General features: G+C 74.3%; 4 protein-coding genes (1 of these 4 cut by a window edge). All 4 read right to left on the bottom strand.

All coding sequences use genetic code 11. The features are described 5' to 3' along the window. Positions 1–10 precede the first annotated feature (10 nt). Tightly spaced (at most 46 nt apart), the 4 genes in view from ACZ6JY_RS30825 to ACZ6JY_RS30810 form a layout consistent with a single transcriptional unit that may run on beyond the window. Positions 11–2,545 carry a type I polyketide synthase gene (locus tag ACZ6JY_RS30825; RefSeq protein ID WP_469201068.1) on the bottom strand — a complete coding sequence of 845 codons (2,535 nt, stop codon included), beginning with the start codon at positions 2,543–2,545 and terminating at the stop codon, positions 11–13. A gap of 9 nt (positions 2,546–2,554) precedes the next feature. Continuing rightward, positions 2,555–3,703, bottom strand: coding sequence for an adenine nucleotide alpha hydrolase family protein (locus ACZ6JY_RS30820; protein WP_469201066.1), 1,149 nt, complete (start codon positions 3,701–3,703; stop codon positions 2,555–2,557). A 46-nt stretch (positions 3,704–3,749) separates the two neighbouring features. Next, positions 3,750–7,301: an amino acid adenylation domain-containing protein gene (locus ACZ6JY_RS30815; protein ID WP_469201064.1), complete on the bottom strand. Its 3,552-nt coding sequence runs from the start codon at positions 7,299–7,301 to the stop codon at positions 3,750–3,752. Next, positions 7,298–15,775 carry the 3' portion of an SDR family NAD(P)-dependent oxidoreductase gene (locus tag ACZ6JY_RS30810; RefSeq protein ID WP_469201062.1) on the bottom strand. Its footprint extends 6,396 nt past the window's final position, so the window shows 8,478 of its 14,874 coding nt (coding positions 6,397–14,874); the start codon falls outside the window, past its right edge — the gene reads right to left on this strand; it ends in the stop codon at positions 7,298–7,300. The genes ACZ6JY_RS30815 and ACZ6JY_RS30810 overlap by 4 nt, the downstream gene beginning before the upstream one ends.

The raw sequence follows: 15,775 nt of genomic DNA, 5'->3' as shown, positions 1-15,775 counted from the left end.
CCCCGCCCCGCTACCGCGCGCCGCCGGGGCGGCGCGCCGCGGCCCGCTGCGCCCGGCGGGAGACCCGGCCCTCGGAGGCGGCGGCGGGGGCCTCCGCCGGTGTCTCGGGGGCGATGCCCAGCTCACCGCTGAGGTCGGTGACGAACGAGCGCACGGTCGGGTACTCCACGAACGCCGACGAGCGCACCGGGTGGGCCAGTTCGTCGCTGAGCTTGGCGATGACCTCGATCAGGATCAGCGAGTCGAGGCCCATGTCGAACAGGTTGGTGTCGAGGTCCACGGTCCGCGGGTCGGGCGCGCCGAGGATCGCGGCGATCTCCTGCCTGATGACCCCGGTGAGCAGGGCGCTCTTCTCCGCGTCCGTGGCTCCCTCGAAGCGGTCCCGCAGCGTCCGCGTCGCGGGCCCGGCGGCCGGTGCCGCGCTGCCGTGCGGCTCCGTCCAGTGCCGTACGCGCTCGAAGGGGTAGGTGGGCAGCGGCACCCGCCGTATCCGCTCGCCCCGGTGGAACGCCGCCCAGTCGACGTCCTCGCCCGCCGTCCACAGCCGACCGACGAGGCCGAGCAGGAACGCCGTGCCGACGGGGGCCGACGCCTCAGGCAGCAGAGCGATGCCGGGCCGCCCTGCGCCCGCGGTGTGTTGTGCGCCGGTCTCCGCCAGGAGGCGCAACGCCGCGTCGGGCAGCTCGGTGCGGTCGGCGGCGACCACGGGGGCGGTGATCCCCCAGCCGGTCAGTGTCCTCGCGGTGGCGTACTGGACGGCGAAGTCCGCCGCCGGGCTCCCCGCACCCAGGAGTTCGTCGGCGGGTGTCCCCAGCTCGGCGGCGCACCGGTCGAAGTGCTCGCGGAAGGCCGCGGATTCCTCGTACAGGTCGGCGGCGTGGCCGGGCACGGAGCCGCCGGCCGCCAGGTCGAGGACCGGTCGCTCGTCGGCCGGGCCGGCGGTCAGGACCCGGCTCTCGTCGCCCAGGGCCAGGGCGAGCGCGGCGTCCCGTACGTCGGTGGCGACCAGCGCGCGCCGGTAGGGGTGCGCGCGGCGGCCGAGCGCCAGCGTCTGTGCCACGGCGGGCAGGTCGAGGCCGCGGTCCTTGCGGAGCCCGCGGGCGAGGTCGGCGGTGGCCGTGTCCAGGGCCGCGGGGGAGTTGGCTGAGAGCACCAGAAGCCTCGGCCCGGCGTCCGCCGCGTCGGGGGCGGGAGTGACGGCGGGCGGTTCCTCCACGATGACGTGGGCGTTGGTGCCGCCGATGCCGAAGGAGCTCACGCCGGCCCGGCGCGGTAGCGGTCCGGCGGGCCACTGCCTGGTCTCGGTGCCGACGTAGAAGGGCCCCGCCGCGAAGTCGATCTCCGGGTTGGGGGCGTCGAAGTGGAGGCTGGGGACCAGCGTGCGGTGGCGCAGCATCAGGATCGTCTTGATCAGGCCCGCCATGCCCGCGGCCGTGTCGAGGTGGCCGACGTTGCTCTTGACGGAGCCGATCGCGCAGGATTCCGGGGCGAGCGTGCCGCCGTCGCGGCCGAAGGCCTGGTTGAGCGCGGCGATCTCCACCGGGTCGCCGAGCGGGGTCGCCGTGCCGTGGGTCTCCACGTACGAGATGGTCTCCGGGCCGACGTCGGCGATCTGCTGGGCCTCGGCGACCACGGCGGCCTGTCCCTGGACGCTCGGCGCGGTGTAACCCGTCTTGTCCGAGCCGTCGTTGTTGACCGCGGTGCCCTTGATGACGGCGTGGACGGTATCGCCGTCGGCCAGCGCGTCGCTCAGCCGCTTCAGGACCACGACGCCCACGCCGTTGCCGATGACGGTGCCCTGCGCCTTGGCGTCGAAGGCCCGGCAGTGGCCGTCCGGCGAGAAGATCATCCCCTCCTGGTGGAGGTAGCCCTCGCCCTGGTCCGCCTGGACGTGGGCGGCGCCCGCGAGCGCCATGGTGCAGTCCCCGGAGAGCAGGCTGAGGCAGGCCAGGTGCACGGCCACCAGCGAGGTCGAGCAGGCGGTGTTGGTGCTGACGCTCGGGCCCCGGAGGTTCAGCTTGTAGGAGGTTCGGGTGGCGACGAAGTCCTTGTCGTTGGTGATCATCATGCGGTAGCGGTCCACGGACGAGGCGGTGCGGTAGCGCTCGCCGAGGTTGTGCAGCAGGTAGGTGTTCAGGCCCACTCCGGCATAGACGCCGATCTGCTGCTCGCCGCGCCGCGGGTCGTAGCCCGCCCGCTCCAGGGCCTCGTGCGCGCACTCCAGGAACTGGCGCTGCTGCGGGTCGATCAGCTCCGCCTCGTCCCGGGTGACGCCGAAGAAACCGGCGTCGAACTTGTCGGCGTCCGCCAGGACCTGCCCGGCCTTCACGTACCGGTCGTCGGTCAGGAGGTGCTCGCCGACCCCGGCCGCGCGCAGCTCCTCGTCGGAGAAGTACGTGAGGGTCTCCCTCCCCTCGCTCAGCACCTTCCAGAACGTGTCGGGGGTGTCGGCGCCGGGGAACCGGCAGGCGAGCCCGATGACGGCGATGTCGGAGTCCCGGACCTCGAAATCCTGGCCCTGCTGCTCTGTCCGCTGGTCGTTCATGTCTTCTCCTCAACCCACCCTGATACCGAGGTCCGCCGCCACCGAGCGCATGTCCAGGAACGTCTCCGCGATGAACCTGGCGCCGTCGTCGGTGGTGTCCATCTGCTTGAACAGCTCCACGAGCGCCGCGCGGTGCTCCTCGCGGTCGCCGTCACCGGCGGCTATCTCCAGGACCACCCGCTTCAGCTTCTCCTCGACCTCGGGCAGGTCCAGGGAGCGCGGGAACTTGATGCTGAAGGTGGAGCGGTCGTAATCCTTGTTGCGGCTCACCGCGCGGGTGTAGCTGGACGCGTTGAGCTTGTAGAACATGCAGTCCCAGTTCTTGAACGAGTAGTAGTTCAGGAGGGGGAACAGCGTGCAGTGCGTCTCCATCGGCGAAGAGGCGTAAAGGCCCTTCTCCTTCAGTTCCGCCACCATGCGGTCGGGGTCGTAGTCGTGCCGCATGGCGATGAACGGAAACACGATCTTGGGGAGTTCGTCGTCCTCGGCGAAGAGGATCTCCTCGATCTCACCGTCGAAGAGTTCGCTCGCGAGCTCGGGTCCGAAGGACTTGTAGAAGCCGCGCACCACCTCCCGGACGTTCGACTCCATCGTGAGGATCTGCTGCGGGTCCGCGCACAGGGCGATGTAGGGAATGCGCTCACGGAAGGCGTGCAGGATGGCGCGGATCACGAAGAACGTACGGCAGGAGACGCAGGGCAGTTTCTCGTCGAGATACTGTCCCGGCTTCTTCGGGCGCGGCCGGTTGAAGACGTCCCGCATCATCTTCTTGATGTTGTCGTCGTCCGCGTCGACGATGAACGTGGCGGGCAGTTTCTCCTTTGCCAGCTTGATGTTCTGCGCGGCGTGCGTGCTCTCGAACGGCACGTCGAAGGTGTACGCGAGGGTCCGCTTGCCGTACTCGTTGACGAACTTGTCCAGCATGTACGTGCTGTCCTTGCCGCCGCTGTACATGAAGAGGCAGTCGAATGCGCCGCGCGGATTCGGCGGTGCCGCCTGGAATTCGGCGAACACCTCATTGGTGTACTTGTAGTTGACGAGCAGGTCGCCCGCGAAATCGAGGTTGCAGAGACTGCACACCCGCTGGTCGTCGAGGACGACCCCCGGGTGCCCTTCCTTGAGCGAGCAGATCTTGCAGCGGACGATGGTGGGTTCCACGTTGCCTCCTGGAGAAGATGTGTCGCCGCCCGGCCGAGCGGCCGGCTCAGCGTTCGGCGCCGGACCTCCGGCGGCGCGCTCCGAGCAGGGACCTGTCCCTGCCGCCCTGCTGCCGCCCGCGCACCGGTGGCCGGGCCGCGGCCCCGTCCTCGGCGAGGTGGCGGGCCATCGTCCGGATCGTCGGGTGACGGAACATGTCGAGCCGGGTCAGTGAGGGGCGCAGCTCCGCCCTGAGCCGCGCCACCACGTGGGTAAGCCGCAGGGAGTCGCCTCCCGCGTCGAAGAAGTTGACGTCGGCCCCGACTCCCTCCAGGCCGAGCGCGCTCTGCCAGATCGCGGAGATCCGCTGCTCGAGTGCGCTGCGGGGCACGGCCTGCTCCGGCCCTCCGGCGGCGGCCGCCACGCCGTGCGGGGCGGGCAGGGCCTTGCGGTCGAGCTTGCCGTTGGGCGTCAGCGGCAGCGCAGGCAGCGGGACGACGGCCGACGGGACCATGTACGCGGGCAGCCGCGCCCGTACGTGTGCGCGCAGCTCGGCGGCGCCCGGCACCTGTCCCGTTCCTTCGGCCACGGCGTAGGCGACGAGTCTGCCGCCGCCGGGCCCGTCCTCGCGTACGACCACGGCGGCCTGGGCGACGGCGGGGTGGTCGCGCAGGACGGTCTCGACCTCGCCCGGCTCGATGCGGTAGCCGTGCAGTTTGACCTGGCCGTCCACCCGGCGCAGATACTCCAGGCGGCCGTCGGGCAGGTGCCGCACCAGGTCACCCGTGCGGTAGACGCGGCCGGGCGCGAACGGGTCGTCGAGGAATCTGGCCGCGGTGAGCTCCGGGCGGCGGTGGTAGCCGTCGGCCACCCCGTCACCGCCGATGTACAGCTCCCCCGGGCTGCCGGGCGGCACGGGCCGCAGCCGTTCGTCGAGCACGTACATCCGCGTGTTGGCGAGCGGACGGCCGATCGTGACCGGCCGTCCCGCCTCGACCCGGTCGGCGGAGGACCAGATGGTCGTCTCGGTCGGCCCGTACATGTTCCAGACCCGGTCCGCCCGCCGGACGAGACCGGCGGCCAGGTCGTCGGACAGCGCCTCGCCCCCGCACAGGACGGTCAGCCCGGCACCGCCCTGCCAGCCCGCGCCGATCAGCATGCGCCAGGTGACGGGCGTCGCCTGCATGACGGTCGGCCGGTACGCCTCGACGAGCTCACGCAGCGCGAACCCGTCGGCGGCCGTCTCGGCGGACGCCACCCGCACCTCGCCGCCGGTGACCAGCGGCAGGTACAGCTCAAGCCCCGCGATGTCGAAGCAGGCCGTGGTCACCGCGAGCAGGGAGTCGTCGGGGCCGAAGCCCGGCTCCCGCGCCATCGAGGTGAGGAAGTTGGTCAGCGCGCGGTGGCCGACCCGCACGCCCTTGGGCAGGCCGGTGGAGCCGGAGGTGTAGATGACGTAGGCGAGGTCCTTGGCGGAGGCCCGGTCGGGGAAGTCGTCGTCGGCCTCCGTGTCACCTTCGGGGCCGGTCTCCACCACCCGTGCCGGGCAGTCCCCGGGCAGCGCGGAGGCGAGCGCGGGCTCGGTGAGCACCAGGAGCGCGCCGGAGTCGTCGAGCATGTGCCGGATGCGCTCGGGCGGGTAGACCGGGTCGAGCGGCACGTACGCGGCGCCCGTCCTCAGCACCGCGAGCAGCCCCGTGAGCAGGTCGGCCGAGCGGTCGAGGAACACCCCGACGAGCGTGCCGGGGCCCGCGCCGAGGCGGGCGAGGCGGTGGGCGAGCCGGTTGGCCCGGCGGTCGAGTTCGCCGTACGTGAGGACGGTGTCGCCGGAGCGGACCGCGGGCGCCTGCGGCTGCCGGGCGGCCCACTCGGCGACGAGCTGGTGCACGCACCGGTCGGCGGGGTAGTCGGCGGCCGTGTCGTTCCAGGTGTCGAGCACCTGGCGGCTCTCGTCGGCGGACAGCAGCGGAAGCAGCCCGGCGTCTTCGTCGGGCCGTTCGGCGGCCGAGCGCAGGAACCGCTCGAAGCGGGCCGCCAGTTGGTGGGCGGCGGCCGCCCTGCCCTCGTCGGCCGGAACGAAGGCGAGGCTACGGGGCGTTTCACCGGGCCCGCCGAGCCGTACCGTCAGGGCGGACCCCGCAGGGTGGCGCGTGGTGCCGTGGCCGTCGCTCAGGTCCACGGTGACCGGCAGCGCGGTGCCCGCGAGGGCCGCGCGTTCGCCGAGGCCGGGCATGCGCAGGTGCGCTCCCCGCAGCGGGGCGCCCCGCTCGGCCGACGCGGCGAGCCGCCGGGAGACCGCTGCCGCGAAGGCGGCCAGGGGGCGGCCGTGCTCCGCCCCGGGAACGCGGAACGGCACGTCGGACGCCGTGGGCCCGGCCGCCGGCCCGGTCAGGCGGAGCGCCACGTCGAACCCGCCCGCGCTCTCCCCCGCCATCCGGCCCAGGAACAGCAGGAGCGCGGCGAGCAGCCAGACCCTGGCCTCCTCGGCATCCTTGGCGGGGATGTCCGGCGGGGCTTCGGCCCGGGCGAGCGTGCGGGCGAGGGCGTGGGCGGTCGTGCGGGCGGTCGTGTCGGCGCCGGGCGCCGCCGCGGGCTCCGGAGCCGCGGGCCAGGGGACTTCGAGGGGCGTCCGGTCGGCGAGCAGGCGCAGCCAGTGCCGCTCGTGCCGCCGCGCGGCGCGGGCGGCACTCGCCCACCGCTGCCGGGCCGCGTCGTCCAGCTCCGTGAACCGGTCACCGGGGCGCGGCCCGGCCTGGTCCGACGGGCCGCCGTCCAGCTCTGACAGCTCCGTCAGGCGCACGTCGAAGTCCGCGGTGGCGACGGTCACCGCCGGGCCTTCCACGGCGACCACGGTGCCGGGCGGGCTCGCCGACGGGCGGCCCGTGACCTCCGCCTTCCGTACGGCGAACAGCCGCTCGTCCAGGGCGAGCAGCGCGAGGCCGAACGCGTTGCGGTGCGGCCCGAGGTCGGTGGCGCGCACCAGGGCGTCGAGGTCGGCGGCGGGCCTGCGCCAGGAGAACAGGCCGCCGTCGGGCGGGCCGTCGTGGAGCCCGTGGTAGGTGCGCAGGGCCAGGTCCTGCGGGGTGCGGGTCTCGGTGCCCGCGGCCAGTTCGTCGACGAGCTCGCCGAACGTGGCGGCCGCGGCCTCGTAACAGGCGAGGTTGAGGGTGTACGCGGTGTCGTCGGGGCCGACCGGCACCGCCCGCTGCTTGAGCAGATCGCCCGTGTCGGCCTCGCGCTCCATGACGTGCCAGGAGACGCCGTGCTCGGCGGCGCCCTCCAGGACGGCCCAACTGGTGGCGTGCAGACCGGCGTGCCGTGGCAGCAGCGCGTCGTGGAAATTGACGGGCATCCGCTCGGGCAGCGCGAGGACGTCGTCGGGGAGCATCCGCAGGTTGGTGACGCTGAACAGGTACGCGAACCGCAGCGGACGCAGCCGCTCCGCGAGGCCCCGGCCGGGATCGACCACGGTCACGCCGTGCCCGGCGGCCCAGCGGCGCAGCCCCGGGTCCTCGGCGACCACGGCGGCCACGTGGTGGCCCCGCGTCAGCAGATGCTCGCCGCACTCGGCGAGGAGCGGCTCCTCGCCGATCAGGACGGCGCTGAAGGGCGTGGTCATCGCTGCTCCTCCTGGTCCTGGAGAACGCTGCTCAACTGCCGCAGCAGGCGGTCCACCTCGGCGTCGGAGAGGCTGTCGACGATCTGCTCGATGCCGGGTTCCCGCGCCACTTCGGGCTCTGGCTCGGGTGTCTCGCCGGTCACCGGAGTGGCCAGGTGGCGGGCGAGGCGCTCGATGGTGATGTGCTCGAAGAGCAGGGTCGACGGCAGCGGCCCGTACTCCCCCTCCAGCTCCTTGGTGAGGCTGAGGACCACCAGTGAGTCGACGCCGTAGTTCTCGAAGGTGGCCCGGGGGTCGAGCTGGTCCTCCGGCATCTCCAGTACGCGCGCGAAGACCGCCTTGACCCGGCGCTCCGCCACACGGACCGGGTCGGTCTCGGCGGGCTGTCCTGCGGGCTGTCCTGCGGGCTGTCCTGCGGGCTGTCCTGCGGGGGCCGTACGCACGGTCCGGGGCGCCGGTTCCACCGGGGCGGGCGTGCCCGGCGCGGTCGGTACGGGCACGAAGCCGTCGCTCTCGGCCACCAGCACGCACTGGTGGGTGGCGCCTTCCGGGCGCGGCCCCTCGGTGATCCGGCGGAAGCCGTTGTGGGTGAGGACGTCGCGCCAGGCGGTCGTGGAGAGGAGCGGGGAGTGGGGCAGCCGGTACTCCGCGTCCTCGGACAGCCACCAGCCGGTGGCCAGGCCGAAGATCAGGGACATCTGGTCGCGCGGCTCCACGCCCTCGTTGAGCACCAGCACGCCGTTGGTGCCGAGCAGCCGCTTGGTGTGGGCGAGGGTGCGGTCGATGCTGCCGGTCGCGTGGAACACGTTGGTGGCGAGCACCAGGTCGTGGCCGCCGCTCTCGATGCCCTGCTCCTCGGGGTCGCGTTCGATGTCCAGTGCCCGGAAGCGGGCGAAGGGGTGGTCGGCACCGAAGCGCTTGCGGCCGTGCCGCACGAACCCATCGGACACGTCGGTGCAGAGGTACTCGACGTGGTCGCCGAGCCCGGCCTCCGCGATCGCGCGCAGGACGCAGGCGCTGGTGCCGCCGGTGCCCGCGCCGACTTCGAGCACCCTGACCCGGTCGCCGGGCCGGCCGCGCAGGCGCTCCGTCACGTACCGCAGCACCGTGTCGGCGACCTGCTCGTTGCACCGGTCGGTGACGGGGTCGCCCGCGTAGACGGCCTCGACCAGGTCGAACGAGCCGCCGGGGAAGAGCACGTCCATGTGTCCGCGCCGCCCGGTCAGTACGTCGGGCAGCGCGTCGACGCAGCGCAGCAGCAGGGTCGTCACCGCCGCCGCCTCGGGATGGCGTGCCGTCAGGTCGGCCGCCGCATCCTGCGGGTGCTCGACGCAGCGGCGCAGGGCCGGGTCGTCGGCCAGGGCCGTGGACACCAGCTCGTCGCCCTCGGCGCGGAGGTGGCCCGCGCGGAGCAGGATGTCGACGAGGAGGCCGAGGAGCCGTTCCTGTGCCGCGACGACGCCGAGGCGGCGGCGGAGCCCGTCGCGGGTGTGCCGCTCGCCCGGGCCGCGCAGGACGCCCATGGTCCGCAGGGCGCCGACGAGCAGCCGCCGGGCGAACGTCTCGACGTCCGTGGACGCGCCGCCGCCGTGCGTGGCCTGCCCCAGCGGCTCGCGGTCGGGTGCCGTCAGGACGGGCGGGGCGGGCAGCTCCGGCTGCGCCCGCAGCACGGTGTCCGGGTCGACGCCGAGACCGGCGAGGATCTTCGGGTCGGCCTTGACGACGAGCGCCTGCGGCAGCGCGCCCGAGAGCACCCGCTCCACGGCCGCCATGCCCTCCTCCGCGCTGATGGGCCGGATGCCCGCGGCGGCGAAGCGGCTCAGGACGCGTTCGCGGTGGGCGTCGCCCGCGGCGTGCCAGTAGCCCCAGTTGACGGTGCGGACGGGGTGGGGCGCGGTGCGGGCCGCGGCGAGCGCCAGCGCGTCGGCGGTGTGGCAGCCCGCCGCGTAACCGGCCTGGCCGTGGTTGCCCTCCAGGGTGACCGCGGAGGAGTGGAGCAGCACGAAGTCCGGCCGCTCACCGCGCAGGGCGTGGAACATGCTCCACACCGTGTCCGCCTTGGCGTCAAGGGCGGTTCGCAGCTCGGGTTCGGAGAGCTCCCTGATGGGCTTGTCGACGAGCACCATCGCGGAGTGGATCACGCCGTGGAGCGCGCCGAAGCGGTCCTTGGCCCCGTCGATGACCTGGCGCAGGGCCACCGGGTCACCGGCGTCACACCGTACGTACGACACCTCGGCGCCCAGCTCCTCCAGTGCCGCGAGGTCGGTGCGGCGCCGCTCGTCCAGCGCCCCGCGGCCGACCAGGACCAGGCGGGCGCGGTAGGCGCGGGCCAGGTACCGGGCGGTGTCGCGCCCGAGCACCCCGAGGCCGCCGATGACGAGATACACCCCGCGCTCACGGAAGCGGGTCGGGGCGGCGGCAGCTTCCACCGCTTCGAGCCGGCGGACGCGCCGCACCCCGCCGCGCATCGACACCGGACGGACCTTGGCCCGCACCGGCTCCTGGACCAACGCGGCCAGCCCGGCGTCGGGTTCATCGCCGCGCACATCGAGGCAGGCCGCGCTGAGCTGCGGGAACTCCTTCGCCGCGACCTCGCAGAAGCCGATGAGCCCGGCGGCCTCGGGGCGCACCGCGTCGTCGTCGCCGAGCGGCAGGCCGTCGGCGGTGAGCACCTTGAGGGCCATGGGCCGGTCGAGCATGCCTGCCCGGTCCAGGCCGCGGATCAGCCGGTACAGCGAGACGGCGCCGCGATCGCGCGCCGCGTGCAGCCCGGCCCTGTCGTCGGCGGGTTCGTGCGGCCCGCCGACGCCCAGGAAGTACACCAGGTCGAGGTTCGGTACGCGGGCCAGTAGCTCGTCCGTCGCCCGCTCGTCCAGGCCGCCGTCGCCGATGGTCAGCCGTACGTGTTCGGCGTCCGGGTGGGCCTCACGCAGGGCGTCCGCCGACGGCGTCCCTTCCTCGCCCGTCACGGTCAGGACCGTCCGGGGGGTGGCGGTGTCCGCGACGGCCGGGGGCGCCACCGCCCAGCGGAGCCGGTAGTCGATGGACAGCTCCGGTTTCAGCTCCCGCAGGACCAGGCCGACGACGCGTACGCATACGTGGCCTTCGGCGTCGGTGACCGTCACGTCGAAGCGCCGTGAGCCCAGGTCGCGGACGTGGGACCAGCCTTCGTCGGGCAGGGCGGCGTGGATCTCCACCCTGTCCGCGGCGAACGGCAGCAGCGGCCGGCCGCTCGCGCCCCCGTCGGCGAGCAGCAGGGACAGCGGGTGCAGCGCCGCGTCGAGTGTGCCGGGGTCCAGCGGTCCGGGGGCCGCGCCGGAGTGCGGCCGCGGTCGTCGCAGCCGGGCGAGGGCGGTCCGGTCGCCGGTCCACGCCTGCGCCACGCGCCGGAAGTGGGGTCCGTAGGGCAGGCCTTGGCGGCGCAGGCCCTCGTACAGCTCCTCGTGGCTCACCTGGCGCGGGCAGTCCGTCTTGATCAGGTCGATGACGAGGGGTTCGGGGCGGCCTGGCACGGAGTCGATGACCTGGCCCTGCGAGAACACGGCGCTCTCGCCGGTCGATCCGTCGCCGGTCGAGGGCGCCGTCAGGCGGTAGCCGAGCGCGGGGGCGGCGTCGGGGTCGGCGTCGGGCTCGGTCGTGAGGGTGACTTCGGCGCCCGTGTCCGGCACCACGAGCGGGGCGAGCCAGCGCACGTCACGGAAGACCCGTGCCGCGTCCTCTCCCAGGGCGCGGGCCACCAGGTCCAGGTGGCCGACGCCGGGCAGCACCGCACGGCCGCCGACCACGTGGTCGCGTACGAGCGGGTCGGTGGGTGCGAGGTTCAGGGTCCTGGTCGCCGCCCGGGGTGGCGGCGTCGACCGTGTTCGCGTCTTCTCCGGCGGCCGGGGCACGTCGGTCAGTTCCGTACGGGTGACGGGCAGCCAGTGGCGTGGGCGCTCGAACGGGTAGCCCGGCAGCGGCACCGTCCGGCAGTCGCGCGCCGCGCGCTCGTCCAGTGCCGTCCATTCGGCGAAGGCACCACAGACCCAGAGTCTGGCCAGCCGGACGTGGTCCCCGGCGGCCGCGAGCGTCCGCAGGAAGCCGGGGCCCTCGCCGTCGGTGAACACGTCGGCCAGCGCCGTGTGCCGGCCTGCGTCGCCGGTGATCGCCGAGGGGACGCTCGCCCCTTCGGCGAAGGCGGCGAACTTGTCGGCGGCGTCGTCGGTGTCGGACGCCAGGAAGGCGAGGCGTTCGGGCAGCGCCTCCCGGCCGGTGCGCAGGGTGTGGCCGGTGTCGGCGAGGGCGGGGCGCTCGCGGCGCAGATGCGCGGCCATCTCGGCGGCGTAGACGCGCAGCCGCTCCGGGGTGCGGGCGGAGAGCACCAGCAGCTCTGGGCCGCCCGAGAGGGCGTCGGGCCGGTCGGTCTCGGCGCGGTACTCCTCCAGGATCACGTGCGCGTTGGTGCCGCCCGCACCGAACGAGCTGACGCTCGCCCTGCGCGGCTGCTCCACCCGCACCCCGTCCACCTCGGTGACGGGCCGCGCCCAGTCCGCGAGGTCGCGCTGCACGCGGAACGGCGACCGGGTGAAGTCGATGATCGGGTTGGTCTCCTCGGAGTGCAGGGAAGGCACCAACTGGCCGTGGGTGAGCTGGAGCACGGCCTTGGTGACGCCCGCGATGCCGGCGGCGCCCTCCAGGTGGCCGATGTTCGACTTCACCGAGCCGAGGGCGATGGCGCCCATGTCCCGCGTGGCCCCGGTGAAGGCCTGTTGCAGGGCCGTGTGTTCGATGGGGTCGCCGAGGGCGGTGCCCGTGCCGTGCGCCTCCACGTAGCCGATGGTGCCCGGGTCGATGCCCGCGCGGTCCAGGGCCTCTTCGATGAGGGCCTGCTGTGCCTGCGGGTTGGGCACGGTGTAGCCGCCGGTGCGGCCGCCGTGGTTGACCGCCGTCGCCTTGATCACGGCGTGGATGTGGTCGCCGTCGGCGACGGCCTCCGAGAGCCGCTTGAGCAGCACCGCCCCGACGCCCTCGCCCGGCACGTAACCGTCGCCGCCCGCGCCGAAGGACCGGCAGCGGCCGTCGGTGGAGAGCATCCGCATCCGGTTCAGGTGCGCGTACTTCGACGGGTGCGCGGAGACGTTGACACCGCCCGCGAGGGCGTAGCGGCACTCTCCCCCGCGTACGCTCTCGCAGGCCTGGTGCAGGGCGACCAGCGAGGCCGAGCAGGCGGTGTCCACGACGACGCTCGGGCCGCGGAAGTCACCGAAGTAGGAGACCTGGTTGGCGATGGCCGAGCGGTTGGCGAGGACCGTGTGGTGGTTGCCCCTGGCGGCCTCCTCGGCGGCGAGCTGGGCGTAGTCGCCCCACATCACGCCGGCGAAGACGCCCACGTCGCGGCCCTGGCCGCCGAAGCGGGGGTGCGGAAGGCGCGAGGGCGGGTAGCCGGCGTTCTCCAGCGCCGACCAGGCGGCCTCGAGGAACAGGCGTTCCTGGGGGTCCATCAGCTTGGCCTGGGAGGGCGGGATGCGGAAGAACAGCGAGTCGAAGGCGTCGACGTCCGCGAGGAAGCCGCCCCACGTGCCGTGGCCGGCGCCGGGAGCCGCGTCGTCCCCGGCGACGTGCGCACCGGCGTCCCAGCGGTCGCGGGGCACCTCGGTGACCGCGTCGTGGCCCCGGCGCAGGTTCTCCCAGAACTCCGTCAGGTCGCGGGCGTGCGGGTAGCGGCCGCCGATGCCGATGATCGCGATGTCGTCCTCGGCCTCGGGCCGGCGCGGGGGCACGGTGGGGGCGACGGGCCGCCGCTCGACGGGCGTCGGGGGCGCGGCCGGTGCGGCCTCCCCGGGGAACAACCGCCGGGCCGCTTCGGGGTGTTCCTCCAGGAGGTGGGCGGCGAGGTCGTGCACGGTGCGGTACTCGAAGAGCAGGGTGCCGCGCGCGCCGGGGAAGTCCCGGTCCAAGTGCTCGTTGGTCTCCATGACCAGCACGGAGTCGAGGCCGTAGGCGTCCAGGGCGGTGTGGTCGTCGATGCGTTCCGCCGAGAGGCCGAGCACCTGGCCGAGCAGGGCTCGGACGTGGTCCCGCATGCGGGTCAGCAGGGCGGCGGTGGGTGCGGGTGCGGCGGGCTGTGCGGTGACTGCCGAAGCCGCCGGGGACGCGGCGGCAGGGGTGGTGTGCGGCGGGCGCGACGGCACCGCCGGTCCGGTCGCGCCCGCCGCGCGCGGCAGCAACGCCGCGTCCACGACCTCCAGGTCGCCGACCGCCGGTACGAGCCGGGGCAGGCCCGTCCGCCAGGCCAGTTCCAGGGCCCGCAGCCCCTCGTCGCCGGTGAACTCCCGCATTCCCGTGCGGTGGCGGTAGCCGGCGCGCTCCTGCTCGCCCATGAGGGCGTCCACGCCGCCGACCCGCCAGAGCGGCCAGGCCAGGGAGAGGGTGCGGCCGGCGGCCAGGCCCTCGCGGACCCGGAGGTCGCGCAGGTCCGCGTAGGAGTCGAGGAAGCGGTTCGCCGCCGCGTAGGCGCACGCGCCGAAGTCGCCGACGACCGAGGCGATGGAGGAGAAGACCACGAACAGGTCGAGCGGCTCGTCGGCGGTGAGGGCGTCAAGGAGCCGGACCCCGTGGGCCTTCACCGACAGCAGCTCGGCGAAGCGGGCGGCGTCCGCCTCAAGGAGCGAGCACTGGTCGGCGGCGCCCGCGAGGTGGAAGACGCCGTCGAGGTGTCCGAAGCGTTCCCTGGCCCGCGCCACCGCGGCCCGCATGCCCGCCGCGTCCGTGGTGTCGGCGGCCACCAGGAGCACTTCGGCGCCGGACGCGACCAGCCCGTCCGCCGCCTCGCGCGCCGCGGTCCTGTCGGCGGAGCGGCTGATCAGCACGAGTCGCGCCCGGTACGTCGACGCCAGGTGGCGGGCCAGCTCCAGGCCGATGCCGCCGGTGCCGCCGGTGATGAGGTAGGTGCCGCCCTGCTTGAGGGGGACGGAGGCTTCGGTGCCCGTCGCCTCGGCCCTGCGCAGGACGCGGACCTGGCGGCCCGCCGCCGAGTGGCGGATCTCCGCTCCCGCCGGACGCCCGCCCTGCGCCAGCTCGGCGGCGAGCAGACCGGGCAGCCCCGGCCCGTCGGCGCAGGCCACGGTGAACAGTTCGAAGCGCGGCAGCACCCCGGTGAGGGAGAGCGCGAAGCCCGCCACGGCCTCCTGGTCGGGGCGTGGCCCCTGCTCCGTATCGGCGAGTACGTAGGCACAGCGCACCCGGCCGGTGAAGCGGGCGGCGTCCAGGGCGAGGGCGAGGGAGCGCAGGCTGTGCAGGCCGCGCGCGAAGGCGCCGTCGAGCGCGGCTGCGGCGTCGGCGGACGCGCCCTCGCGTCCGTAGTCGACGGGCTCGGCCGTCAGGCCCCACAGGTGCACGACGTCGAGCGAGCGGACGCCGTCCCGTGCCAGGTCCGCGAGGAGCCGCTCGAAGTCGCCTGGCCTCGCGGGGTCGAGGGCGTACCGGTCGGGCCCGGTCCTCGCGAACTCCGGCGCCACCCGTACGTCGATGACGCGCCGCCCACCGGCCGGCCCGGCCAGACCGCGGGCCACCTCGTCTTCGTCCCCGAGGACGAGCACGGCGTCGGCGCCGGGACCGGCGCCCGCCACGAGGTCCTGGTCCTGCCAGGCCTGCTCGTAGAAGAACGGGGCCTCTTCCTTCGTGAGGTGACGGCCGCCGAAGTCGTCGATGCGGACCAGCTCGGCCCCCGACTCGTCGAGAACGCGTACGTCGAACTGCCGCAGACCGGGCGCCGCGCCGCTCTGCCGGGCGGGCACGGCGTGCGCGAGGCACCTGCGCGGCAGCCGTCCTCCCTGCGCCCGGATCTCCAGGGCGCCGAGGCTGAACGGCACGGCCAGGCCGCCGCTCTCCCGCTCCGGCTGCCGGTCCGCCCAGTGGCAGGCGCGCAGCGCGCCGTCGAGCAGCGCCGGAGGAAGGAGCGTGACCCCGTCCTGCTCGGGCAGCGTGAGGGTGAGGAGCGCGCCGCCGTCGCCGAACCGGGCCTCCTCGATGACGTCGAAGGCCGGCCCGTAGGCGAAGCCCGCGCTGTCGTAGGCGGCCCGGATCTCCGCGGCTCCCAGGACCTGGGGGCAGCTCGCGCGGAGGGTGGCGAGGTCGATGGCGTCGGTGGTTTCGGCAGCACCGGCAGGGCTCGTGTACACCGTGCCGCGCACGTGGACGGTGCGGTCGGTGCGTTCGGTGCGTTCGGTGCCCTGTGACGTCCAGACGGTGAAGGCCAGTTCGCGGCTCGCGCGGTCCTGCCCGCGGGTCAGGCCGACGTACACGTCGACCGGCCGCCCGTCCTCGATCACCACCGGCCGCCCCCACAGCACGTCCCGCACGCCGAGCGCGTCGTCGAGCCCGGCGAGACCGGCCGCCGCGCGCGCCATCTCCAGGCAAACCGCCCCGGCGAGCAGGGCCCGCCCTTCGATGACGTGGTCACGTACGAGCGGCTCGTCGGCCAGGAAGGTACGGCG

The sequence above is a fragment of the Streptomyces sp. NPDC046335 genome, assembly GCF_055587985.1.
Note: the sequence above shows the minus strand (reverse complement) of the source record. Positions and strands in the feature narration are given on the sequence as shown.

Coding starts and splice junctions, on each gene's coding strand:
- ACZ6JY_RS30825 (WP_469201068.1), bottom strand. CDS start 2,545: ATGAACGACCAGCGGACAGAGCAGCAGGGCCAGGATTTCGAGGTCCGG.
- ACZ6JY_RS30815 (WP_469201064.1), bottom strand. CDS start 7,301: ATGACCACGCCCTTCAGCGCCGTCCTGATCGGCGAGGAGCCGCTCCTC.